Raw genomic sequence first — 21955 nt, forward strand, 5'->3', positions numbered from 1 at the left:
ACCGCAGCGATGAGTCTCTTACGGCCGAGCCTCGAAATTGGCCTTGGCCGCTGCCGCCAGATCCGGTGGCAGGAAGTCCTTGTCCGGGTTGTAGTCCGGCTTCAGCCAGCGTCCCAGGTCTTGCAGGTCCTGCGGGCTCAACGTCCCCGCCGCCTGCCGCAGCCGCAGGTTGTCGAGGATGTAGTCGTAGCGGGTGTTGTTGTAGTCGCGCACCGAAGTGTAAAGCTGGCGCTGTGCGTCGAGCACGTCGACGATATTGCGCGTACCGACCTGATAACCGATTTCCGTAGCTTCCAGCGCACTCTGGTTGGAGATGATCGACTGTTTGCGCGCTTGCACCTGCTCAACGTCGGTGTTGACCGCACGGTGCAGGTTGCGGGTGTTTTCCACCACCTGGCGGCGCAGGCTTTCGCGCTGCTGCTCGGTCTGGCTCAGGCGCTGGTACGCCTCGCGCACTTGCGAGCTGGTCAGGCCGCCGCTGTACAGCGGGATATTCAGTTGCAGGCCGATGGTGGTCTGCTCGACATCGCCACGGTACGACTGGCCGCCCAGGCTCGCGTTCGGGTTGGTGAAGCCGAGGCTGTCGTTGTCACCCTTCTGGTAGCGGGCCACCGCGTCGACGGTCGGCGCATGGCCGGCCTTGCGCTGGCGCAGGGTTTCCTCGGCGGCGCTGACGGCGTGGTTGGTGGCTTGCAGATTGAGGTTCTGCTGGGTGGCGGTATCGACCCAGGCCTTGGCGTCGTTTGGCACCGGCACTTGCACCGGCAGGGTGTGAACGACGCCCTGCAGCGCGTTGTATTCGCGGTTGGTCAGGGTCACCAGGGCCTCGAAGGCGTCCTGCACGCGGCGCTCGGCGATCAGCCGGTTGGCCCGGGCGGTGTCGTAGCTGGCCTGGGATTGCAGCACGTCGGTCTTGTCCGAGAGGCCGACGTCGAAGCGCTCGTTGGACTGGTCGAGCTGGCGCTTGAATGCGGCTTCCTCGGCTTTGGTCGAGGCCAGGTTGTCCTGGGCGCGCAGCACCGCGAAGTAGTTCTCGGCGCTTTGCAGGATCAGGTTCTGCTCGGTGGCGGACAGCTCCAGCGCGGCCTGCTCGTTCACCGCTTCGGCGGCTTGCAACTGGAACCAGCGGTCGGCGCGGAAGATCGGCTGGGACAAGGTCGCCTGCCAGGAATTGCCGCTGCGGTTGGCGGTCACCGACGGTTGGTCGATGTGCGTGCGGCTGTTCATCATCTCGGCGCCGGCGGAGAGGTTCGGCAGCAGCCCGGCGCGCGCCTGGGGTACGACTTCTCGGCGGGCGCCGTAGTCGGCGCGGGCGGCGGCGAGGTCGGCGTTATTGTTCACGGCTTCCTGGTAGACACTGACCAGGTCGGTCCTGGCCGACAGGGGTGCGTCTGCTGCCCAGGCCAATCCGTTGGAAGCAAAAGACACGGCAAGCGCCAGTGAAAGTTTGCGCAGCATAGGGCGGTCCTTGAACGAAGAGGGTAATTCAGCCCTGCGAGTGTAGTTGCGTGGACACTTTGCAACAATCTGACATTTGCGCCATTTATCGTGCCTGTGCTTGGAGGGTTGGCGTTTGCCGCGACTCCAGTCTAGACTGGCCGGGTTCTTGTCGGGGTGCCTTGCGTTGAGGCTGAGATCGGATAATTCCGGATCCCGTTGAACCTGATCAGGTTAGCGCCTGCGTAGGGAACAAGATTGCTCGCTTTCCCGCGAGCCCTCTTGTGCCGGGTCCGGGAAATGTCGAGTCAGCCTCAGAGGCAACCGACACCCCCGCATTCAGCACAGCACCGCCTCCGGTGCGTCCATGCCTTCATCAGGTTCACTCCGACATCCAACCCGTCTGGAGAGCCTGTGATGACCAAACAAGAAAAATATCCCGCCAACCTGAGCGAGTCCGCGCAGGTCGATCAGCAGTCCGTACAACCCTTCACCCGTTCGCGCAAAATCTATGTCGAGGGCTCGCGCCCGGACATCCGCGTGCCGATGCGCGAAATCAGCCTGGATGACACCCCCACCGACTTTGGCGGCGAAGCCAACGCCCCGGTGCTGGTCTATGACACCTCCGGCCCGTACACCGACCCGAACGTCGTCATCGACGTGCGCAAAGGCCTGGGCGACGTGCGTTCGGCCTGGATCGACGACCGCGGCGACACCGAGCGCCTCGAAGGCCTGTCCTCCAACTTCGGTCAGCAGCGCCTGAACGACGTCGAACTGACCAAACTGCGCTTCGCCCACGTGCGCAACCCGCGCCGCGCCAAGGCCGGGGCCAACGTCAGCCAGATGCACTACGCGCGCAAAGGCATCATCACCGCCGAGATGGAATACGTCGCCCTGCGCGAAAACATGAAGCTCCAGGAAGCCCGCGCCGCCGGCCTGCTCAAGCAGCAGCACGCCGGCCACAGCTTCGGCGCCAGCATCCCGAAAGAAATCACCGCCGAATTCGTCCGCGAAGAGATTGCCCGTGGCCGCGCGATAATCCCGGCCAACATCAACCACGTGGAGCTGGAGCCGATGATCATCGGCCGCAACTTCCTGGTGAAGATCAACGGCAACATCGGCAACAGCGCCCTCGGTTCGTCCATCGAAGAAGAAGTGGCCAAGCTGACCTGGGGCATCCGCTGGGGTTCGGACACCGTGATGGACCTGTCCACCGGCAAGCACATCCACGAAACCCGCGAGTGGATCATTCGCAACTCGCCGGTGCCAATCGGCACCGTGCCGATCTACCAGGCGCTGGAAAAGGTCAACGGCGTGGCCGAGGACCTGACCTGGGAGTTGTTCCGCGACACCCTGATCGAACAGGCCGAGCAGGGCGTGGACTACTTCACCATCCACGCCGGCGTGCTGCTGCGCTATGTGCCGCTGACCGCCAAGCGGGTCACCGGCATCGTCAGCCGTGGCGGCTCGATCATGGCCAAGTGGTGCCTGGCGCACCACAAAGAGAACTTCCTCTACACCCATTTCGACGAAATCTGCGAAATCATGAAGGCCTACGACGTCAGCTTCTCGCTGGGCGACGGCCTGCGTCCGGGCTCCATTGCCGATGCTAACGACGAAGCGCAGTTCGGCGAGCTGGAAACGCTCGGCGAGCTGACCAAGATCGCCTGGAAACACGACGTCCAGTGCATGATCGAAGGCCCTGGCCACGTGCCGATGCAGTTGATCAAGGAGAACATGGACAAGCAGCTCGAGTGCTGCGACGAGGCGCCGTTCTACACCCTCGGCCCGCTGACCACCGACATTGCGCCGGGCTATGACCACATCACCTCGGGCATCGGTGCGGCGATGATCGGCTGGTTCGGTTGCGCCATGCTTTGCTACGTCACGCCCAAGGAGCACCTGGGCCTGCCGAACAAGGATGACGTGAAGACCGGGATCATCACCTACAAGATCGCCGCCCACGCCGCCGACCTGGCGAAAGGTCACCCGGGCGCGCAGATCCGCGACAACGCCCTGAGCAAGGCGCGCTTCGAGTTCCGCTGGGAAGACCAGTTCAACCTCGGCCTGGACCCGGACACCGCGCGCTCGTTCCACGACGAGACCCTGCCGAAGGACTCGGCCAAAGTGGCGCACTTCTGCTCGATGTGCGGGCCGAAGTTCTGCTCGATGAAGATCACCCAGGAAGTGCGTGAATACGCCGCCAACCAGCGCATCGAAGCGGTGGACGTGGCGGTCGAGGACGGCATGCGCGAGCAGGCCGAGCGGTTCCGCCAGGAAGGCAGTCAGTTGTACAAGAAAGTCTGAGGAAAACCGGGGCCGCGCGAGCGGCCCCAATCGCTGGCAAGCCAGCGATGAATCCCTCGAATCAAACAATAAAACCTGCCGAGACCACTGTCGTGTCCACACCCAGCCACTACTCCCCCGACGCCCCCGTCCCCACCCACCAGCGCACCTTCGGCGCGCGTGACCTGTTCTCCCTGTGGTTCTCCCTGGGCATTGGCCTGATGGTGCTACAGACCGGCGCCTTGCTCGCGCCGGGCTTGGGCCTGGCCGGGTCGATCCTGGCGATCGGTCTGGGGACGCTGGTCGGGGTGCTGTTGCTGGCCGCCGTCGGGGTGATCGGCAGCGACACCGGCCTGTCGGCCATGGCTGCTTTGCGCCTGAGCCTGGGACGGCATGGCGCGGCATTGCCGGCGGTGCTGAACCTGCTGCAACTGATCGGCTGGGGCTCGTTCGAAATCATCGTCATGCGCGACGCCGCCAGTCTGCTCGGCGCCCAGTCGTTCGGCGAGAACAGCCTGTGGAACAGTCCACTGCTCTGGACCTTGTTCTTCGGCGGCCTGGCCACCTTGCTGGCGGTGAGCGGCCCGCTGACCTTCGTGCGACGGGTGCTGCGCAAGTGGGGCATCTGGCTGCTGCTGGGGGCCTGCATCTGGCTGACCTGGAACCTGTTCGCCAAGGCCGATCTGGCGGACCTCTGGGCGCGTGCCGGCGACGGTTCGATGTCGTTGGCGGTGGGCTTCGATATCGCCATTGCCATGCCACTGTCGTGGCTGCCGCTGATCGCCGACTATTCGCGCTTCGGCATGCGCGCCACCCGCGTCTTTGGCGGCACCGCGTTGGGCTTTTTCATCGGCAACTTCTGGCTGATGAGCCTGGGCGTGGCCTACACCCTGGCCTTCGCCCCGAGCGGCGAGGTCAACGCGCTGCTGCTGGCCCTGGCGGGCGCCGGGCTGGGTATTCCGCTGCTGCTGATTCTGCTGGATGAATCGGAAAACGCCTTCGCCGACATTCACTCGGCGGCGGTATCAAGCGGCCTGCTGTTGCGCCTGAAAGTGGAACACCTGGCCCTGGCGATCGGCGTGCTGTGCACCCTGATCGCCTGCTTCGCGCCGTTGGCGCAGTACCAGAACTTCCTGCTGCTGATCGGCTCGGTGTTCGCGCCGCTGTTCGGCGTGGTGCTGATGGATCACTTCGTCCTGCGCCGCCGGCGCCTGCCGATGCACGTCAAGTCGCTGCACGGCGGCGCGCTGGTGGCGTGGGCTGGCGGGGTTGTGACCTACCATGCGCTGGCCAACTACGCGCCGGATGTCGGTGCAACCCTGCCGGCGCTACTGCTGGCGGGGCTGCTTTACGGCGTGCTGGGTTTCAACCGCGGCCGGGAAACAGCTCTGGCTTGATCACCCCGTTCAGGCGCGGGTAGGGGATCTTCAGTTCGACGTGGCCCATCACGTAAGGCGCGATGGCGTACACGTCGTACTTGAGCACCACGGCACCGTAGGTGAGGGCGATGTGTGGCGTCTGGCGGAACGGCCAGGTCTTCACGAACTCGGCATCCTGGTCGAGTTTGCTGCTGATCAGCCAGCCACGGTGCGCTTCCTCGGCGGTCTTCCAGAATGTCGCTTCCTGACCCGGCACCAGCATGTCCTGCAGGGTCAGGACCTTTTCCTGCTGGCGCGACCAGTTGATGAACGCGCGGCCCGGCGCGCCGTGGGCGCCGCCAGTGTCCAGATAACTGGACAGTTCGATGATCACCAGTCCGTCATGCTGCTCACGTACCTTGGCTTGCAGGTAAGTGCTGTGGCGGCTTTCGGCCGAGCGCAGGAAGGCATCTTCGTAGGCTTTGAGTGAACTCGGCACGGCAGCGCCGTCGCCGTCGCGGGTCAGTTGCAGCAGGCCGCGTTCGATGATCGGATCGAGCTGCGGCTCACCCGGGAAATGCAGGGTGTCGATGTTCACCAGTGGGCAATCGCTGGCGCTGCAACCGGGCTTGATGTGCTCCCAGGCGTCGCGCTTGACCTCCAGCGGCTTGCGCATGTTGGGCTGGAAAAAGCTCTGGCACGCCCCCAGGGTAAGGGCCAGGACAGCCACGGTGGTCAGTTTGACAAGTGTCATGATGATCCTTGTAGAACAACGGTGATCGGGCTTGGACCGTAGGCACTGCCTTCGGTTCGCCACTAAGCTTGAATAGACCGGCGGTGCCTATCCTCGCAGCCTCCGGGTTGACTTTAAAGAGGGTGAAAGCCGAGGGTACGCGGGGTAGGATGGCGCGAAGTAGCACGTGGGGTATTGGGGATTTTCATGACAGACAAAACGAACACCGTTCCGACCGCCGTTGAGATCGTCCGGCGCGAGAACTGTTTCCAGGGCTTCTACCGGCTGGACCGGCTGCACCTGCGGCATGAACTGTTCGCCGGCGGTATGGGACGCGAGATCAGCCGCGAGCTGTTCGTCCGTCACGACGCTGTGTGCGTTCTGCCCTACGACCCGCAACGCGACGAAGTGGTGCTGATCGAGCAGTTCCGTGTCGGCGCGCTGGACAAGGTTGAAAACCCTTGGCTGGTGGAGCTGGTCGCCGGTCTGATCGACAAGGACGAGCAGCCGGAAGAAGTTGCGCACCGCGAAGCGCAGGAGGAAGCTGGGCTCGTGTTCAGCGCGCTGTGGCCGATGACCCGCTACTTCCCGTCACCTGGCGGCAGCGACGAACTGGTGCATCTGTATCTGGGGCGTTGCAGCAGCGAGGGGGCTGGCGGGCTGCATGGCCTGGAAGAAGAGGGCGAAGACATTCGCGTGCGGGTCTGGGCATTCGAGGATGCCTTGCAGGCCGTGCGTGATGGGCAGATTGCCAATGCGGCGACGATTATCGCCTTGCAATGGCTGGCCTTGAACCGTGATGAAGTCAGGGGGCTGTGGTCGTGAACCTTGCACGCGAGCGTTATCGGGTCGATCTGGTTGGCTTGCAGGCTGCCTGCGAGGCCAATTACGCCCGCCTGATGCGCCTGCTGCCAGACATGCGCAACGCCACCAGTTCCCGTCGCATCGGCATGACCCAGGGCGACCAGATGCTGGGCGTGCTGACCCTGGAAGTGGTGCTGGCCTGCCCTTACACCACCACCTTGCGGGTTCGCCAGGAACACAGCCTGCCGTGGCTGCCGGTGCCGCAACTGGAAGTGCAGGTCTACCACGACGCGCGCATGGCCGAAGTCATCAGCGCCGAGCACGCCCGGCGTTTTCGCAGCGTCTATCCCTATCCCAACGAATCGATGCACCAGCCGGACGAGAAAGCCCAGCTCAACCTGTTTCTGGGCGAATGGCTGACGCACTGCCTTGCTTGTGGGCATGAGCTGGCGATCGTTCGCTGAATTGCGTACGAAATCTCTATACAGCCGTTTAGCGCCAAACTCTTAATCCTGACGTATGCCTCGCCTGCGTTTCATCACGCCTTTGTGATCGAACGCAGGAGAGAGGCATGCAAATCGCAGTGATTGGAGCGGGTTGGAGTGGTTGTCACGTTGCGCTGGAGTTGGCCGGGCGGGGGCATCGGGTCCTGCTGATCGAGCGTGAGCCGGACATTTTCAACGGGGTGTCCGGAAGCTTCGGCATCCGCCTGCATAAAGGGCCGTATTACCCGCGCTCGCGCTCGACGCGCGAAGTCTGCGCGGCGACGCTGGAGCGCTTCTGCGCCCACTACCCGGAACTGGTAGTGGGGCATGAGTACGCGGTGTATGCCCATGGCACGCTGGACGCAATCGGGCACCCCTCGAAAGTGTCGAACGAGGTATTCGCCGAGGTCTGTCACGAATCGCCGGAATGCCGTCAGATCGATCCTTCGGCGTGGGGCTACACCAACCTCGAAGCAGCCTACGACCTGGACGAGCCAAGCGCCGTGCTCGGCGGGCGTCTGCGCGACTACTTTCGTGCGCGGCTGGCTGCGGCGGGCATCGAGGTCCGCTGCAACAGCCAGGTCCTGGAAGCAGCCGAGTCGGCCGGACAGTTCAGGTTGCTGCTGGACGGTGGTGAGGTGGTGCAGGTCGATCGGGTGATCAACGCCACCGGGTATCAGTCACTGATCCCGCAAATCGAGGCGGCGGCGCCCGAGACGGGGCTCGAAGTGGTTTATCAGGTCTGCCTTGGCTTGCAGTACGAAGACAGCCGGCCCGGGCTGAAGCCGATCTCGTTCATTGTCATGGACGGCTGGTTTCCGTGCCTGATGCCGCAAATAGACAGCCATGCCCAACAGTCCTGCAACTACGTGCTGACGCATGGCTGCTACACGATCCTGGGCTCTTATGCGACGCCCGCGCAGGCCGAGGCGCTGCTGGCGTCGCTGGATGACGCTTTCGTCGAGTCGCGGGTGCGCCCGCTCAGCGAGCAACAGATGTGCCGCTTCTGGTCGGGGTTCCTGCCGCGTTTCCGCTATACCGGCTGGAAGGGCGTAGTGCTGGCAAAGCTCAAGACGCGTTCGGAATTTCGCAGTTCGGTGGTGTTCGAGCAGGCGGGCATCATTCATGTGTTCCCGGGAAAAATCACCAATGTGCTGCAGGCGGGGGATGAAGTGCTGGCATTGCTTGAGGGCGAGGTTTGCGTGGAACGGGATGGCCTGCGCTATGTGAAGGACGGGGTGCTGGACACCGCCCGGCACGAGATTCACAGCAGACCGCTGGTCGGTGAGGCGAACACTGCCGGGTTGCAGACCCATGAAATGTTGAGATCAACCGAACATGTGTGATCGGCCCCGCATTCCGGGGCTTGGCCCGGCCAATTGGCTGGCCGCATAATCTGGCCTTTCTTCCGAGGACTACGTCTTGCCGAGCACGAACCCCGAGGCGGCGCCGATTCTGTTGGTGCAGCTTTCCGACAGTCATCTGTTTGCCGATGCCGACGGCTCGCTATTGGGCATGAATACCCACGAGAGCCTGCAACGGGTGATCGAGCGGGTTCTGGTCGAGCAGGAGCGGGTGGACCTGGTGCTGGCGACGGGCGACCTTTCCCAGGATGGAACCGAAGCGTCCTACGAGCAATTCCGCCGTATGACCGCCGTCATCGATGCGCCGGCCCGCTGGCTGGCGGGCAATCACGACGAGCCGCTACCGATGGAGCGCGTCGCGGCCGGGACCGACGTGCTCGATCCGGTGACCGATATCGGCAATTGGCGGGTGTTGATGCTCAACTCGGCGATTCCCGGCTCCGTGCCGGGTTTTCTCGACGACAGCCAGTTGAGCCTGCTGAAACAGGCCCTGGAAAGTGCCGATGGACGGCATTGCCTGATCTGCTTCCATCATCAGCCGGTGTCCATCGGTTGCGCGTGGATGGCGCCGATCGGCCTGCGCAACCCCGAGGCGCTGTTTCAGGTGCTGAAACCTTATCCACAGGCCCGCGCGCTGCTCTGGGGGCATATCCATCAGGAGTGGGACCAACAAGTGGACGGTCTGCGGCTGCTGGCGTCGCCATCGACCTGCGTCCAGTTCGAGCCCGGCAGCGACGACTTCAAGGTTGACGAGCGCGCCCCCGGTTACCGCTGGCTGGCGTTGCACGACGACGGGCGGATCGAGACGGGCGTCTCGCGGCTGAAGGATTTCGCCTACACCGTGGACTACGGCAACGGTTACTGACGCATCAGGCAAACTCTAAAGCTGAATCATTTCCCGGTTAACAGGCTAAACTGCGCGTTTTTCTGCCCGGTCAATCCGGGCGATTCACCTGAGACTGGGGGCGGAATGTCGGGCTCGATCCTTTACATCCACGGTTTGAACAGCGCGCCGAGTTCCATGAAGGCCAGCCAGTTGCAGGCCGTCATGACACAACTGGGCCTTGCCGGGCAGTTGCGCGTTCCGGCCCTGCATCACCATCCGCGCCAGGCCATTGCGCAACTCGAAGCTCACATTGCCGAACTGGGCCAGCCCTTGCTGGTCGGCAGTTCCCTCGGCGGCTACTATGCCACCCATCTGGCCGAGCGCCACGGGCTGAAAGCACTGCTGATCAACCCGGCGGTCAACCCGCATCGGTTGTTCGACGGCTACCTGGGCACCCAGACCAACCACTACACCGGTGAAACCTGGGAGCTGACCCACGACCACGTGCAGGCCCTGGCCGAGCTGGAAGTGGCGCCGCCTGTCGACCCGGCGCGTTACCAGGTCTGGTTGCAGACCGGTGACGAAACCCTCGATTACCGCCACGCCGAACGCTTCTACCGGGCCTGTGCCCTGCGTATCGAAGCCGGCGGCGATCACAGTTTCCAGGGCTTCGCCTTGCACCTGCCGGCACTGCTGAGTTTTGCCGGCATTGATCCGCAGGCGTATCAAAGCCTCGATTTTTCTGTATTTTGATTGCTTATTTTCATCTACGAATGACGACGAGAACCCATGGCCAATCCCAGCGCTAGCGCCTATAACGCAGACGCCATCGAAGTCCTCTCGGGCCTTGACCCGGTACGCAAGCGTCCGGGCATGTACACCGACACCAGCCGCCCCAACCACCTGGCCCAGGAAGTCATCGACAACAGCGTCGACGAAGCCCTGGCCGGGCATGCCCGTTCGGTGCAGGTGATCCTTCATGCCGACCATTCCCTGGAAGTCTGCGACGACGGCCGCGGCATGCCGGTGGACATCCATCCCGAGGAAGGTGTGTCCGGGGTCGAGCTGATCCTTACCAAGCTGCACGCCGGCGGCAAGTTCTCCAACAAGAACTACCAGTTCTCCGGTGGTCTGCACGGCGTGGGTATCTCGGTGGTCAACGCCCTGTCCAACCAGGTCCGCGTGCGGGTCAAGCGTGACGGCAACGAATACCAGATGACTTTCGCCGACGGCTTCAAGGCCAGCGACCTGGAAGTCATCGGCACGGTCGGCAAGCGCAACACCGGCACCAGCGTGTATTTCTCGCCGGACCCGAAATACTTCGACTCCCCCAAATTCTCCATTAGCCGCCTGAAACATGTGCTCAAGGCCAAGGCCGTGCTGTGCCCCGGGCTGCTGGTCAGCTTCGAGGACAAAGGCACCGGCGAGAAGGTCGAGTGGCATTACGAAGACGGCCTGCGTTCCTACCTGGTCGACTCCGTCAGCGACTTCCTGCGTCTGCCCGACGAACCGTTCTGCGGCAGCCTGGCCGGTAACAAGGAAGCGGTGGACTGGGCGCTGTTGTGGCTGCCCGAAGGCGGCGACAGCGTCCAGGAAAGCTACGTCAACCTGATCCCCACCGCCCAGGGCGGCACCCATGTCAACGGCCTGCGCCAGGGCTTGCTCGATGCCATGCGCGAGTTCTGCGAGTTCCGCAACCTGCTGCCGCGCGGCGTCAAGCTGGCGCCGGAAGACGTCTGGGAGCGCATCAGTTTCGTGCTCTCGATGAAAATGCAGGAACCGCAGTTCTCCGGTCAGACCAAGGAACGCCTGTCCTCCCGCGAGGCAGCGGCGTTCGTCTCCGGCGTGGTCAAGGATGCCTTCAGCCTGTGGCTCAACGAGCATCCTGAACTGGGCATGCAACTGGCCGAACTGGCCATCAACAATGCCGGTCGTCGCCTCAAGGCGAGCAAGAAGGTCGAGCGCAAGCGTGTCACCCAGGGTCCGGCGCTGCCGGGCAAGCTGGCCGACTGCGCGGGCCAGGACCCGATGCGCGCCGAGCTGTTCCTGGTCGAGGGTGATTCCGCCGGTGGTTCGGCCAAGCAGGCCCGGGACAAGGAGTTCCAGGCGATTCTGCCGCTGCGCGGCAAGATCCTCAACACCTGGGAAGTGGATGGCGGTGAAGTCCTCGCCAGCCAGGAAGTGCACAACATCGCGGTGGCCATCGGTGTCGACCCGGGTGCCGCCGACCTGAGCCAACTGCGCTACGGCAAGATCTGCATCCTCGCCGACGCCGACTCCGACGGCCTGCACATTGCCACCTTGCTCTGCGCCCTGTTCGTCCAGCATTTCCGCCCGCTGGTGGAAGCCGGCCACGTCTATGTGGCGATGCCGCCGCTGTACCGCATCGACCTGGGCAAGGAAATCTACTACGCCCTCGACGAAGCCGAACGTGACGGCATTCTCGACCGCCTGGTGGCCGAGAAGAAGCGCGGCAAGCCGCAGGTCACCCGATTCAAGGGTCTGGGCGAAATGAACCCGCCGCAACTGCGCGAAACCACCATGGACCCGAACACCCGCCGCCTGGTCCAGTTGACCCTGGACGACCTCGAGCACACCCGCGAAATCATGGACATGCTGCTGGCCAAGAAGCGCGCGGGCGACCGCAAGACCTGGCTGGAGAGCAACGGCAACCTGGCCGAGGTCATGGCTTGATCCGTCTGCTGCTGGCGACCTTGCTGTCGCTGGTCGCGCTGCCTTCGCTGGCCGAGCCCTGGCCGGAGTTGAAGATGCTCTCCGAGCATCCGGTCGAAGGCATGCGCGGCGGCAATCTGTCGGGGCTGGCGATGTGCAGCGGCGCGCTGTGGACCATCTCCGACCGCGACGACGATCTGCTCTACAAGCTCGATACCAGCGCCCAGGTCTGGCAGGCCACCGGCCTGCAACTGGCCGTGCCGCCGGTGCCGGACTCCGGTTTTCCGCTGGGCCTGCGCTCGCGGCAATGGGCCGCCTCGCTGGTGCGCGGCGGTGACCTCGATTTCGAGGGCCTGAGTTGCGACGCGGCGGGTAACCACTACATCATCAGCGAAGCCCACGCCGCAGTGCTGCAAGTACCGCAGGACGGCCCGCCGACCTGGCTGCGAATCGATCCGAGCATGATTCGCCAGGCCCGCGCCAGTGGCATGCTGCTGCACTTCAACGCCCTGTTCGAAGGGCTGGCGGTGAGCCCGGCGGGTGACCGTCTGTGGCTGGCGGCCGAACGCGAGCGCCGCGGCCTGCTGCTCATCAATCGCAAGCAGACCACCTGGACCTGCGGCGACTCCTGCGTGTTGCTCAGCGAAGCCGGCACCGAGATGCAGCCGGAGCAGTTTCCCAAGGCGCGTGAAGTCTCGCGGGACTTTTCTGACCTGGCGTTGTTTGAGGGCAAGCTGTTCACCCTCGAGCGCAATGCCTATCGCATCTGTCGTCGTGACGCACAGAGCGGTGTGGTAGAGCGTTGCTGGTCGTTCGCCGCTGATGCGCTGGTCGATTCGCGGCGCTACACCCAGCCTTACGGGCTGGCCGAGGCGCTGGTGATCGACGCCGAAGGCGCCTGGATCGGCCTGGACAACAACGGCGGCACGCGTGCGGACGGCGAAGACCGTCCGGTGGTCTGGCGGTTCGCCGCGCCGAAAGGCGGCTGGAGCGCGAAGAAATGAGCCAGTCGCCGGGGCAGCGCATCGGGCGGGTGTTCATGGTGTTGGCCTGGGCCGCCGGGTTGTTCCTTGCCACGCGCTTTTTCGGCGCCTGGGAAGAGAAGCAGGTGAACCCCAACAGCCAGATCACCTCGCAGCATGGTGAGGGTTACGTCGAGGTGCGCCTGGCCGGCAATGGCCAGGGCCACTTCGTCGCTGACGGCCTGATCAACGGTCAGGCTGTTCATTTTTTGCTCGATACCGGGGCCACCGATGTGGCGATCCCGGAGCCCCTGGCCCGCGGTTTCGGCCTGGAGCGCGGCGCCCCGGTGACCGTCAGTACCGCCAATGGCCGGACCGAGGGCTACCGGACCCGTCTGGACAGCCTGCAATTGGGCGATATCCTCCTGCGCGACGTTCGCGCCCTGGTGGTTCCGGGGCTCGATGGCGAACAGGTACTGCTGGGCATGAGTGCCCTGAAACAACTTGAATTCACCCAGCGCGGCGGCACCTTGCTGCTGCGCCAGACCTTGAAATGATGAGGCCCGCATGAGCGACTCCCTTGATCTCAGCCTCGACGGCGTAGAGCGCCGGTCACTGGCTGACTTCACCGAACAGGCCTACCTCAACTACTCCATGTACGTGATCATGGACCGGGCGCTGCCGCACATCGGCGACGGCCTGAAGCCGGTCCAGCGGCGTATCGTCTACGCCATGAGCGAACTGGGCCTGGATGCTGATTCAAAGCACAAGAAATCGGCGCGTACCGTCGGTGACGTACTCGGTAAATTCCACCCCCACGGCGATTCGGCCTGCTACGAAGCCATGGTGCTGATGGCCCAGCCGTTCAGCTACCGCTACACCCTGGTCGACGGCCAGGGCAACTGGGGTGCGCCGGACGATCCGAAATCCTTCGCGGCCATGCGCTACACCGAAGCGCGACTGTCGCGTTATTCCGAAGTGCTGCTCAGCGAGCTGGGGCAGGGCACTGCGGACTGGGTGCCGAACTTCGACGGCACCCTCGACGAACCTGCCGTTTTGCCGGCACGTTTGCCGAATATCCTCCTCAACGGCACCACCGGCATCGCCGTCGGTATGGCCACCGACGTACCGCCGCACAACCTGCGGGAAGTCGCCTCGGCGTGCGTGCGTCTGCTCGATGAGCCAAAGGCCACCGTCGAGCAGCTCTGCGAACATATCCAGGGGCCGGACTATCCGACCGAAGCGGAAATCATCACCCCGCGCGCCGACCTGCTGAAAATCTACGAAACCGGTCGCGGCTCGGTCCGCATGCGCGCGGTGTACCGCATCGAAGACGGCGACATCATCGTCACCGCGCTGCCGCATCAGGTTTCCGGTGCCAAGGTGCTGGAGCAGATTGCCGCGCAGATGCAGGCGAAAAAGCTGCCGATGGTCGCCGACCTGCGCGATGAGTCCGACCACGAGAACCCGTGCCGGATCGTCATCATTCCGCGCTCCAACCGGGTCGAGCTGGACGAACTGATGCAACACCTGTTCGCCACCACCGAGCTGGAGTCCAGCTACCGCGTCAACGTCAACATCATCGGCCTGGATGGTCGCCCGCAGTTGAAGAACCTGCGCGCGCTGCTGGTGGAATGGCTGGAATTCCGTATCAACACGGTACGCCGCCGGCTGCAATTCCGCCTGGACAAGGTCGAGCGTCGCCTGCACCTGCTGGATGGCTTGCTGGTTGCGTTCCTGAACCTGGACGAAGTGATCCACATCATTCGTACCGAAGACCATCCCAAGCAGGCGTTGATTGCCCGCTTCGAGCTGACCGAGATCCAGGCCGAATACATCCTCGAAACCCGCCTGCGCCAACTGGCGCGGCTGGAAGAGATGAAGATCCGCGGCGAGCAGGACGAACTGCTCAAGGAACAGGCCAAGCTGCAAGCCCTGCTCGGCAGCGACGCCAAGCTGCGCAAGCTGGTGCGCACCGAACTGATCAAGGACGCCGAAACCTACGGCGACGACCGCCGCTCGCCGATCATCGCCCGGGCGGAAGCCAAGGCGCTGTCGGAAAACGAGCTGATGCCGACCGAACCGGTAACCGTGGTCCTGTCCGAAAAGGGCTGGGTACGTTGCGCCAAGGGCCACGACATCGACGCTACCGGCCTTTCCTACAAGGCTGGCGATGGCTTCAAGGTGGCGGCGGCGGGGCGCTCGAACCAGTTCGCGGTATTTGTCGACTCCACCGGCCGCAGTTACTCGGTGGCAGCCCACACCCTGCCGTCGGCGCGGGGCCAGGGCGAACCGCTGACCGGTCGTCTGACACCGCCGCCAGGCGCTTCCTTCGAATGCGTGCTGCTGCCGGATGACGACGCGCTGTACGTGATCGCCTCCGACGCCGGTTACGGCTTCGTGGTCAAGGGCGAGGACCTGCAGGCCAAGAACAAGGCCGGCAAGGCGCTGCTCAGTCTGCCTAACGGTGCCAAGGTGCTTGCACCTCGTCCGGTGGCGGACCGCGAGCAGAACTGGTTGGCAGCGGTGACGACCGAGGGTCGCCTGCTGGTGTTCAAGATCAGTGACCTGCCGCAGTTGGCCAAAGGCAAGGGCAACAAGATCATCGGGATTCCCGGTGACCGGGTGGCCAGCCGTGAGGAATACGTCACGGATATGGCCGTTCTGGCTGACGGCGCGACCCTTGTATTGCAAGCCGGCAAGCGTACGCTATCGCTCAAGGGTGAAGACCTGGAGCATTACAAAGGCGAGCGTGGGCGTCGCGGTAACAAACTGCCGCGCGGCTTCCAGCGGGTCGATGCGTTGTTGGTCGACAATCCGGAGTAAGCGTTCCAGACGCCTGGAACGGGGTTTTTCCCACACGTTCCGGGCGTAAACACTGGAGTTAGAGCTTGATTTCGCGGATGATAGGCGCCCTGTGGTGCCAGCGTGGCTGGGTGCCCGAATGAATTCATGAGTATCACTGCGGTGCCGTGTGGTGGCCGCCTGGATGGGATGATGACTTTTCTGCGCCTTCCATTTGTTCTCTTGCTCACGGGCGTACTGGGCCTGGCGGGGTGCAGCATGCACCAGCCGGTCGCCTTGTATCAGCTTGACAGTGGCGAGCCAGGACAACCGAAGCAAAGTGCCGGTATGGCGGTAGTGCTGGGTCCGGTATCGGTCGCCGACTACCTGCAGCGTGAGACGCTGCTGCAGCGGCAAAACGATGGCAGCCTCACTGCGGCGACGGACGGTCGTTGGGCGGGCAGTCTTTCCGCTGATATCGATCAATTGCTGGTTCGCCAACTGGCATGGCGTCTGGACAGCCAGCGCGTGATCCTGGCTCCGGCCAGCACCGGCTTCAGTCCTGATGTGCAGGTGCTGCTGTCGATCACCCGCCTGGACTCGGGCGCGAATCAACCGGCGATCCTCGATGCGCAATGGCGTCTGCTGGACCGTCGTGGTCAGGTTCGCGACAACCGCATCATTCACCTTGAACAGCCGCATGCCGGCAGTTCCTCGGCGCAGGTGCAGGCTCAGGGCCAGTTGCTGCAGCGTCTGGCCGAGCAGTTGAGCACGGCGCTGAAACCGTTGGCCAACCAGCCGGCAATCGTTGAAGAGGCGCCGCCGAAGAAGCAAGCCGCTCCGGTACAGGTTCGCAAGGAGCCGGAAAAGCCAAAGATTCCGATGGCTTCGCCGATCCGCACGGACATGGAAGTGTTCCGCTTCTGAGTTCACCAGACATGAAAAAGCCCGCAGCGATGCGGGCTTTTTTATTGGGCTGAAGCCTGCGGGAGTTGGCCGGACGGCGCTCCCACAAGTCTGGACTTCAGTTCTTCACCTGCCGCTCATGCATCCGCGCCAACTGGCGTTCCAGCATCGACGGATACGGCTCCATCAAGCGCTCCACGCAGCAGGCACCCTCGGGGCTGGCGATCGGGCGGATGCGGGCGCGTTGGCGGATCAGGGTGTCGTCGCCGATCTTGCGCTCCACGAGCAGCAGGTTGCGGCTGTGTTGCGACAGGGCCAGGGCGTCCTGGGCCTTTTCGGTCAGCAGCAGGTCGATCTGGCTCAGGCCTTCGAGGTCGTCACCCACCACCAGGCCCAGTTGCAACTGCAGGGTGATGCCGCTGTCGGCCACTTCAACCTGCAGCGCATGGCCCAAGGCGCGTAGCAGCTCGCCGCAGCAAATCGCGTTGGTCAGGTAATCCTCACCGCTGTCCTGGCTATGGAACAGCAACAGGGTGCTGCCATCGTTGAGGTGCTGGACTTCGCTTTCATACAGCGAGGCGGCTTGCTCAAGGCAGTCGCGATAACGCTCCAGCAGTTCCGTCAGGCGAGTCCGTGGCAGGCGGCGCAGTTGTTCCTGTGAGCCCAATTGCACGGCAAGCACGGCGCTGGCCTGTGGCTGGCGCGGTGCCGCGGGCACAACAGGAGCGGCAACAGGTGCTGAATCGTCGCGCAGGTCGGCGAAGGCTTCGTCATCCTCGTCGTCGTCCGTGGCGCTTGCTGCTGGACGCTTCACCGCCGGGGTTTCGTCGAAGCTCGGGTCGCGCAGGTTGCGGACCTGGAAGGCAGGCTCGGCGTCTTCCTCGAAATCGTCTTCGATTTCGGGTTCCGGCTCGGGCTCTGGCGCCTTCGGCGGCGGCGCGAAGCGGGCGTGGAGCTGGCGGGCGAGATCGCCGATTTCGTCCTGGCGTTCGGTGGCCGGGGTGTATTCGTCCAGATCGCGCAGCCAGACCCGCAGTTGCAGCAGCGGCGTCGATACATAGCGCCCAAGACGCAGGCTCATGGTCAGCGCCAGCGCCAGCAGGATGCCGGCGAGGATGCCCATGCTCTGCATGCTGATGGTCATCGGCTGCTGGAACTGGCTCATGTCCAGGCTGATGCGCAACTGGCCCGCGGTCACGTCCTGGAAAGTGATCTTGGTCTGGTACAGACCTTCTGCTTCACCCAGCAGGCTGTTTTTCGGGCGCTGTCCGGCTTCGGCGAGGATCCGGTTATCGACGCTGTAGATCGCCGCATGGGCGACCAGCGGGTTTTTCACCAGATTCCCGAGCAGCACGTTGAGGCTGAGGATGTCGTTGGACACCAGCAGTTCGGTCGCCGAGGTTGCGGTCTGAGTGGTCAGGCTCTGCCCGAGGGCATCGGCCTGTTCATGCATGGCTTCCTTGAACTGCAAACCCATCACGCAGGCGTAGATCACCAGCGCCAGGGCAACCAGGAAAATGTTGTGACAGGCAATGCGCAATGCCAGGGGCACGCGACGCTGACGCAGGGCACGAAAGATTAGCAGGAAGAAGTTGTCGGTTTTGACGGGCGTGGGCCGGTTCACTGAGCGCGGCTCTTTATGACGGAGAAATTGCTGCGCAGTATAGCGACCGCCCTTGACCCGGCAAAGTATCGCTGCGCCCGATGGTCTGCAAAACGCGGTAGAATGCGCACTTTTTCCACGACTCGGAGCCCGTCTTGCGCGAAATCGTCTTGATCAACATCACCGGTGAGGACCGTCCGGGTCTGACCGCGGCCATTACCGGCGTCCTGGCGCGCGGCGGTGTGAACATTCTCGATATTGGCCAGGCGGTGATCCATGACACGCTGTCCTTCGGCATTCTGGTTGAAATTCCCGACACCGAGCAGGGCTCTTCGGTGCTCAAGGACCTGCTGTTCACCGGCTACGAGCTGAACCAGCAAGTGCGTTTCACCCCGGTTTCGGAAGCCGACTACCGCAATTGGGTCGACGGTCAGGGCAAACCGCGCCATATCGTCACCCTGCTGACCCGCAAGGTCACCGCCGAGCAACTGCAGCGCGTCAGCTCCATCACTGCCAAATACGGCCTGAACATCGATCACATCGATCGTTTGTCCGGGCGTGTGGCGCTGGACACTCCGGTGGACCAGGGCAAGGGCTGCATCGAGTTCTCCGTGCGCGGCGAGCCGGCTGATCCGCAGGCCCTGCGTGCCGAGTTCCTCAGCGTCGCCCAGGAACTGAACGTCGACATCGCCTTCCAGCAGGATTCGCTGTTCCGCCGCAATCGCCGCCTGGCGGTGTTCGACATGGATTCGACGCTGATCGAAGCCGAGGTGATCGATGAGTTGGCCAAGGCTGCCGGCGTTGGTGAACAGGTTTCGGAAATTACCGAGCGCGCCATGCGCGGCGAGCTGGATTTCCGCGCCAGCTTCAAGGAGCGTCTGGCGCTGCTCAAGGGCCTGGACGTCAATGTGCTGGACGAAATCGGCGCCTCGCTGCGCCTGACCGAAGGTGCTGAAACCCTGTTCGCCGAACTCAAGCGCCTGGGTTACAAGACCGCCATCCTCTCCGGCGGCTTCACCTACTTCGCCAAGCAACTGCAAGCCAAGCTGGGCATCGACTACGTGTTCGCCAACGAACTGGAAGTGGTCGACGGCAAGGTTACCGGCGTGGCTGTCGAGCCGATTGTCGACGCGCAGCGCAAAGCCGACCTGCTCGGCGAGCTGGCGCGCAAGGAAGGTTTGCAGATGGAGCAGACCATCGCCGTTGGCGACGGTGCCAACGACCTGCCGATGCTGGGCATTGCCGGCCTCGGCGTGGCGTTCCGCGCCAAGCCGCTGGTGCGTCAATCGGCCAAGCAGGCCATCTCCACCTTGGGCCTCGACGGCGTGCTGTATCTGCTGGGGATGCGTGATCGCGAAGGAAATGCATGATAGATCGAACGGTTCTAACCATTCGTCCTTTGCTCCCTGACGATCTTTGAAGCGTGTCTAGGCTTGCTTGCACACGGCCCCAATCCCGAGGGTCGTATGGCCGGCAAGATGACTTGTCGGCCCCCACCAGCAACTTCAAGGAGATGAAGTTCATGGCGAACAAGTATGCAGTTCAGAACCAATGGGGTGGTAGCAGTGCACCGTGGCATCCGGGTGGAACCTGGCAGCTCGGTGCGCGGGACAACCAGAAGGTTGTCAATGTCGACATCCGTTCTGGTGATGGTGGCGTGACCTTCAAGGGCAGCATCACTTACACCGGCGAGGGCCCGATTGGGTTCCAGGCCAAGCGCGTCGCGCAGAACCGTTATGAAGTCCAGAACCAGTGGGGCGGCAACGACGCACCTTGGCATCCGGGCGGCGAATGGGTGATCGGCGGCCGTGACAACCAGAGCGTCATCGCTCTGAACGTCAAATCGAACGATGGCGGCAAGAGCCTCGACGGCACCAATACTTATGACAACGAAGGGCCGATCGGCTTCCGTAGTCATCTGGAGTAAGGCTTCAGGTTGAAGAGCCGCCCCCGGAACCGGGGGCGGTTTGCTTTTTCAAGCGTGTTGCGGCTTTCCCGATCAGGCGTCGGTGGCGGCCTGCGAAGCCGGCAGGGCCAGGCCCTGACCCATGGTGACCGGCGAACCGGCACCGAGGCTTTCTGCCCATTTCACCTGATCCGGCCCGAACAGCACGACAGCGGTCGAACCCAGCTTGAAACGTCCCAGCTCGGCACCTTTTTCCAGGTGGATCGGCGCGCGGGAGGCTTCGTCATAGCGGAAGGTCTTCAGTTCACGCTTCGGCGGCGTAACCAGACCGGCCCATACCGTCTCGATCGAGGCGACGATCATTGCACCCACCAACACCACGGCCATTGGTCCGCGTTCGGTATCGAACAGGCAGACCACGCGCTCGTTGCGCGCGAACAGCTCGGGGACGTTTTCGGCGGTGGTCTGGTTCACCGAGAACAGACGGCCAGGAACGTAGATCATTTCGCGCAGGGTGCCGGCCAGCGGCATGTGCACGCGGTGGTAGTCCTTCGGCGACAGGTAGATGGTGGCGAACTCGCCGCCCATGAACGGCGCGGCATTGGCCGGGTCGCCACCGAGCAGTTCCAGCGCGCTGAAGCTGTGGCCCTTGGCCTGGAAGATGCGACCGTGCTCGATCGGGCCGAGCTGGCTGACTGCACCGTCGGCGGGGCAGAGGATCGCACCCGGGGTTTCGTCCAGCGGGCGGGCGCCCGGCTTGAGGGCGCGGGTGAAGAAGTCGTTGAAGTGCTGGTAGGCGGTCAGGTCTTCGACCAGGGCCTGGGACATGTCGACCTGATAGCGCTTGGCGAACCACGCGGTGAAGGCATTCTTGAACCAGCGCACACGGCATTCGGCGACGCAGCCGGCCAGACGCGAGAGCAGGTGATGCGGCAGCAGGTACTGGCTGATGATGAACAAACGGGATTTCATTGAGTTTCCTTAAACTTCGACGGGCGTGTCCGGATGGTTGCCCCATTCGCCCCAGGATCCGGCGTACGCCTTGACCCGTGGGTAGCCCAGGTGCTTGGCCACCAGGTAGGTGAAGCCCGAGCGGTGGTGAGTCTGGCAGTGGGTGACCACTTCCTTGTCCTTGCTGATACCGAGCTGTTCGAGGATCTGCGGCATGTCCTTGCGGATGCGCAGGGCATCGTTCAGGTCCATCCCGGCAGTCCACTCGAAGTTCACTGCGCCGGGAATGTGCCCGCCCTTGGCGGCCAGGACTTTCTCGCCGCGGTACTCGGCAGGGCTGCGCGCGTCCCAGATCGCCAGGTCGGCGGCGCCGAGCCGGCTTTGCAGGTATTCGCGGGTCGCAGTGGGCTCTTCGTGCAGCACCAGGCTGACCGGGCCACCGGCGCTGGCCGGAACCTCGGTGCTCAGGTTATTGGCCGGCCAGGCCTGCACGCCACCGTTGAGGTAGTGGTAGTGCTTGTGGCCAATCACATCGAGCAGCCAGATGAAGCGACCGGCCCAGCCGCCGCCTTCGTCGTCGTAGACGACGTAGGTGGCATCGGCGCGATGGCCCAGTTCACCGAAGAGTTTTTCCAGCTCGGCTTTCGCCGGCGCCAGGCCCGGTGCCGGTGGCTGGCCCAGTTGCGTGCGCTTGGGATCGACGAAACGAGCCCCTGGAACATGGCCGCTGCCGTAGCGATTGACGCTGGTCAGATCGACCAGGATCAGCTCTGGCGAGTCGAGGCGGGCCTGCAGGTCAGCCGGTTCGATCACCAGTGGCAAGCCGGAAAAGTCAGTCATCCAGAGTCTCCAGTTCGGAACAGAGGGAGGCGATTGT

Annotated in this window: 19 protein-coding genes and 1 riboswitch; of the genes, 14 read left to right on the plus strand and 5 right to left on the minus strand. The window is 63.6% G+C overall.

Annotated features, from left to right (window positions below; translation table 11 throughout):
* Positions 1-18: 18 nt before the first annotated feature.
* Positions 19-1458 carry a TolC family outer membrane protein gene (locus CKW37_RS12120; RefSeq protein ID WP_095155918.1) on the minus strand — a complete coding sequence of 480 codons (1440 nt, stop codon included), beginning with the start codon at positions 1456-1458 and terminating at the stop codon, positions 19-21.
* A 142-nt stretch (positions 1459-1600) separates the two neighbouring features.
* Positions 1601-1706: riboswitch (TPP riboswitch) on the plus strand.
* Between the two features lie 148 nt (positions 1707-1854).
* Between CKW37_RS12120 and thiC the strand changes: the two genes are divergently transcribed.
* Both thiC and cytX read left to right on the plus strand, forming a co-directional pair.
* Positions 1855-3744 carry a phosphomethylpyrimidine synthase ThiC gene (gene thiC / locus CKW37_RS12125; protein WP_095155919.1) on the plus strand — a complete coding sequence of 630 codons (1890 nt, stop codon included), beginning with the start codon at positions 1855-1857 and terminating at the stop codon, positions 3742-3744.
* A gap of 47 nt (positions 3745-3791) precedes the next feature.
* Positions 3792-5120 carry a putative hydroxymethylpyrimidine transporter CytX gene (cytX, locus tag CKW37_RS12130; RefSeq protein ID WP_095155920.1) on the plus strand — a complete coding sequence of 443 codons (1329 nt, stop codon included), beginning with the start codon at positions 3792-3794 and terminating at the stop codon, positions 5118-5120.
* On the opposite strand, the gene CKW37_RS12135 is transcribed toward cytX, so the two are convergent.
* Positions 5089-5835: an RsiV family protein gene (locus tag CKW37_RS12135; protein ID WP_095155921.1), complete on the minus strand. Its 747-nt coding sequence runs from the start codon at positions 5833-5835 to the stop codon at positions 5089-5091. The two genes, cytX and CKW37_RS12135, sit on opposite strands and share 32 nt — an antisense overlap.
* Before the next feature lie 186 nt (positions 5836-6021).
* Here CKW37_RS12135 and CKW37_RS12140 point away from each other — a divergent pair, with 186 nt between their 5' ends.
* The 10 genes from CKW37_RS12140 (at position 6022) to CKW37_RS12185 (ending at position 16639) form a co-directional block, all read left to right on the plus strand.
* Positions 6022-6639, plus strand: a complete 618-nt coding sequence (locus CKW37_RS12140; RefSeq protein ID WP_095155922.1) for an NUDIX domain-containing protein — start codon at positions 6022-6024, stop codon at positions 6637-6639.
* Entirely contained in the window at positions 6630-7082 is a 453-nt protein-coding gene (locus CKW37_RS12145; protein WP_095155923.1) for a DUF1249 domain-containing protein, read from the plus strand. Before CKW37_RS12140 ends, CKW37_RS12145 begins: the two co-directional genes overlap by 10 nt.
* Positions 7083-7189: 107 nt before the next feature.
* Entirely contained in the window at positions 7190-8449 is a 1260-nt protein-coding gene (locus CKW37_RS12150) for an FAD-dependent oxidoreductase (protein WP_095155924.1), read from the plus strand.
* A 76-nt stretch (positions 8450-8525) separates the two neighbouring features.
* Positions 8526-9332: a 3',5'-cyclic-AMP phosphodiesterase gene (cpdA, locus tag CKW37_RS12155; protein WP_095155925.1), complete on the plus strand. Its 807-nt coding sequence runs from the start codon at positions 8526-8528 to the stop codon at positions 9330-9332.
* 105 nt (positions 9333-9437) lie between these two features.
* On the plus strand, positions 9438-10046 hold the full coding sequence (locus CKW37_RS12160; RefSeq protein ID WP_095155926.1) for a YqiA/YcfP family alpha/beta fold hydrolase: 609 nt from the start codon (positions 9438-9440) through the stop codon (positions 10044-10046).
* 36 nt (positions 10047-10082) lie between these two features.
* On the plus strand, positions 10083-11987 hold the full coding sequence (parE, locus tag CKW37_RS12165) for a DNA topoisomerase IV subunit B (protein WP_095155927.1): 1905 nt from the start codon (positions 10083-10085) through the stop codon (positions 11985-11987).
* Entirely contained in the window at positions 11984-12970 is a 987-nt protein-coding gene (locus CKW37_RS12170) for an esterase-like activity of phytase family protein (protein ID WP_095155928.1), read from the plus strand. Before parE ends, CKW37_RS12170 begins: the two co-directional genes overlap by 4 nt.
* On the plus strand, positions 12967-13485 hold the full coding sequence (locus CKW37_RS12175) for a TIGR02281 family clan AA aspartic protease (RefSeq protein ID WP_095155929.1): 519 nt from the start codon (positions 12967-12969) through the stop codon (positions 13483-13485). Before CKW37_RS12170 ends, CKW37_RS12175 begins: the two co-directional genes overlap by 4 nt.
* Before the next feature lie 10 nt (positions 13486-13495).
* Positions 13496-15754 carry a DNA topoisomerase IV subunit A gene (parC, locus tag CKW37_RS12180; protein ID WP_095155930.1) on the plus strand — a complete coding sequence of 753 codons (2259 nt, stop codon included), beginning with the start codon at positions 13496-13498 and terminating at the stop codon, positions 15752-15754.
* Between the two features lie 171 nt (positions 15755-15925).
* Positions 15926-16639, plus strand: coding sequence for a membrane integrity-associated transporter subunit PqiC (locus CKW37_RS12185; RefSeq protein ID WP_095156117.1), 714 nt, complete (start codon positions 15926-15928; stop codon positions 16637-16639).
* Between the two features lie 97 nt (positions 16640-16736).
* On the opposite strand, the gene CKW37_RS12190 is transcribed toward CKW37_RS12185, so the two are convergent.
* Entirely contained in the window at positions 16737-18242 is a 1506-nt protein-coding gene (locus tag CKW37_RS12190) for a HAMP domain-containing protein (RefSeq protein ID WP_095155931.1), read from the minus strand.
* Between the two features lie 134 nt (positions 18243-18376).
* Here CKW37_RS12190 and serB point away from each other — a divergent pair, with 134 nt between their 5' ends.
* On the plus strand, positions 18377-19591 hold the full coding sequence (serB, locus tag CKW37_RS12195) for a phosphoserine phosphatase SerB (protein WP_095155932.1): 1215 nt from the start codon (positions 18377-18379) through the stop codon (positions 19589-19591).
* A 152-nt stretch (positions 19592-19743) separates the two neighbouring features.
* Positions 19744-20148, plus strand: coding sequence for a lectin OAA (locus tag CKW37_RS12200; RefSeq protein WP_157969728.1), 405 nt, complete (start codon positions 19744-19746; stop codon positions 20146-20148).
* 72 nt (positions 20149-20220) lie between these two features.
* Here CKW37_RS12200 and asd read toward each other — a convergent pair whose 3' ends face one another.
* Both asd and CKW37_RS12210 read right to left on the minus strand, forming a co-directional pair.
* Positions 20221-21099: an archaetidylserine decarboxylase gene (asd, locus tag CKW37_RS12205; protein ID WP_095155934.1), complete on the minus strand. Its 879-nt coding sequence runs from the start codon at positions 21097-21099 to the stop codon at positions 20221-20223.
* A gap of 9 nt (positions 21100-21108) precedes the next feature.
* The gene (locus tag CKW37_RS12210; RefSeq protein ID WP_095155935.1) at positions 21109-21918 is read right to left on the minus strand and encodes a rhodanese-like domain-containing protein; all 810 of its coding nucleotides are present in this window, start codon (positions 21916-21918) and stop codon (positions 21109-21111) included.
* Positions 21919-21955: the final 37 nt, after the last annotated feature.

The organism is Pseudomonas sp. Irchel 3E13 (assembly GCF_900187455.1).
Taxonomy (GTDB): Bacteria; Pseudomonadota; Gammaproteobacteria; order Pseudomonadales; family Pseudomonadaceae; genus Aquipseudomonas.

Bases quoted from the DNA above. Each gene is read 5' to 3' on its own strand.
- asd (WP_095155934.1), bottom strand. From the start codon at position 21,099: ATGAAATCCCGTTTGTTCATCATCAGCCAGTACCTGCTGCCGCATCAC.
- thiC (WP_095155919.1), top strand. From the start codon at position 1,855: ATGACCAAACAAGAAAAATATCCCGCCAACCTGAGCGAGTCCGCGCAG.
- CKW37_RS12200 (WP_157969728.1), top strand. From the start codon at position 19,744: ATGGCGAACAAGTATGCAGTTCAGAACCAATGGGGTGGTAGCAGTGCA.
- CKW37_RS12135 (WP_095155921.1), bottom strand. From the start codon at position 5,835: ATGACACTTGTCAAACTGACCACCGTGGCTGTCCTGGCCCTTACCCTG.
- CKW37_RS12140 (WP_095155922.1), top strand. From the start codon at position 6,022: ATGACAGACAAAACGAACACCGTTCCGACCGCCGTTGAGATCGTCCGG.
- CKW37_RS12185 (WP_095156117.1), top strand. From the start codon at position 15,926: ATGACTTTTCTGCGCCTTCCATTTGTTCTCTTGCTCACGGGCGTACTG.
- cytX (WP_095155920.1), top strand. From the start codon at position 3,792: ATGAATCCCTCGAATCAAACAATAAAACCTGCCGAGACCACTGTCGTG.
- CKW37_RS12210 (WP_095155935.1), bottom strand. From the start codon at position 21,918: ATGACTGACTTTTCCGGCTTGCCACTGGTGATCGAACCGGCTGACCTG.
- parE (WP_095155927.1), top strand. From the start codon at position 10,083: ATGGCCAATCCCAGCGCTAGCGCCTATAACGCAGACGCCATCGAAGTC.
- CKW37_RS12160 (WP_095155926.1), top strand. From the start codon at position 9,438: ATGTCGGGCTCGATCCTTTACATCCACGGTTTGAACAGCGCGCCGAGT.
- CKW37_RS12120 (WP_095155918.1), bottom strand. From the start codon at position 1,458: ATGCTGCGCAAACTTTCACTGGCGCTTGCCGTGTCTTTTGCTTCCAAC.
- CKW37_RS12175 (WP_095155929.1), top strand. From the start codon at position 12,967: ATGAGCCAGTCGCCGGGGCAGCGCATCGGGCGGGTGTTCATGGTGTTG.
- CKW37_RS12150 (WP_095155924.1), top strand. From the start codon at position 7,190: ATGCAAATCGCAGTGATTGGAGCGGGTTGGAGTGGTTGTCACGTTGCG.
- parC (WP_095155930.1), top strand. From the start codon at position 13,496: ATGAGCGACTCCCTTGATCTCAGCCTCGACGGCGTAGAGCGCCGGTCA.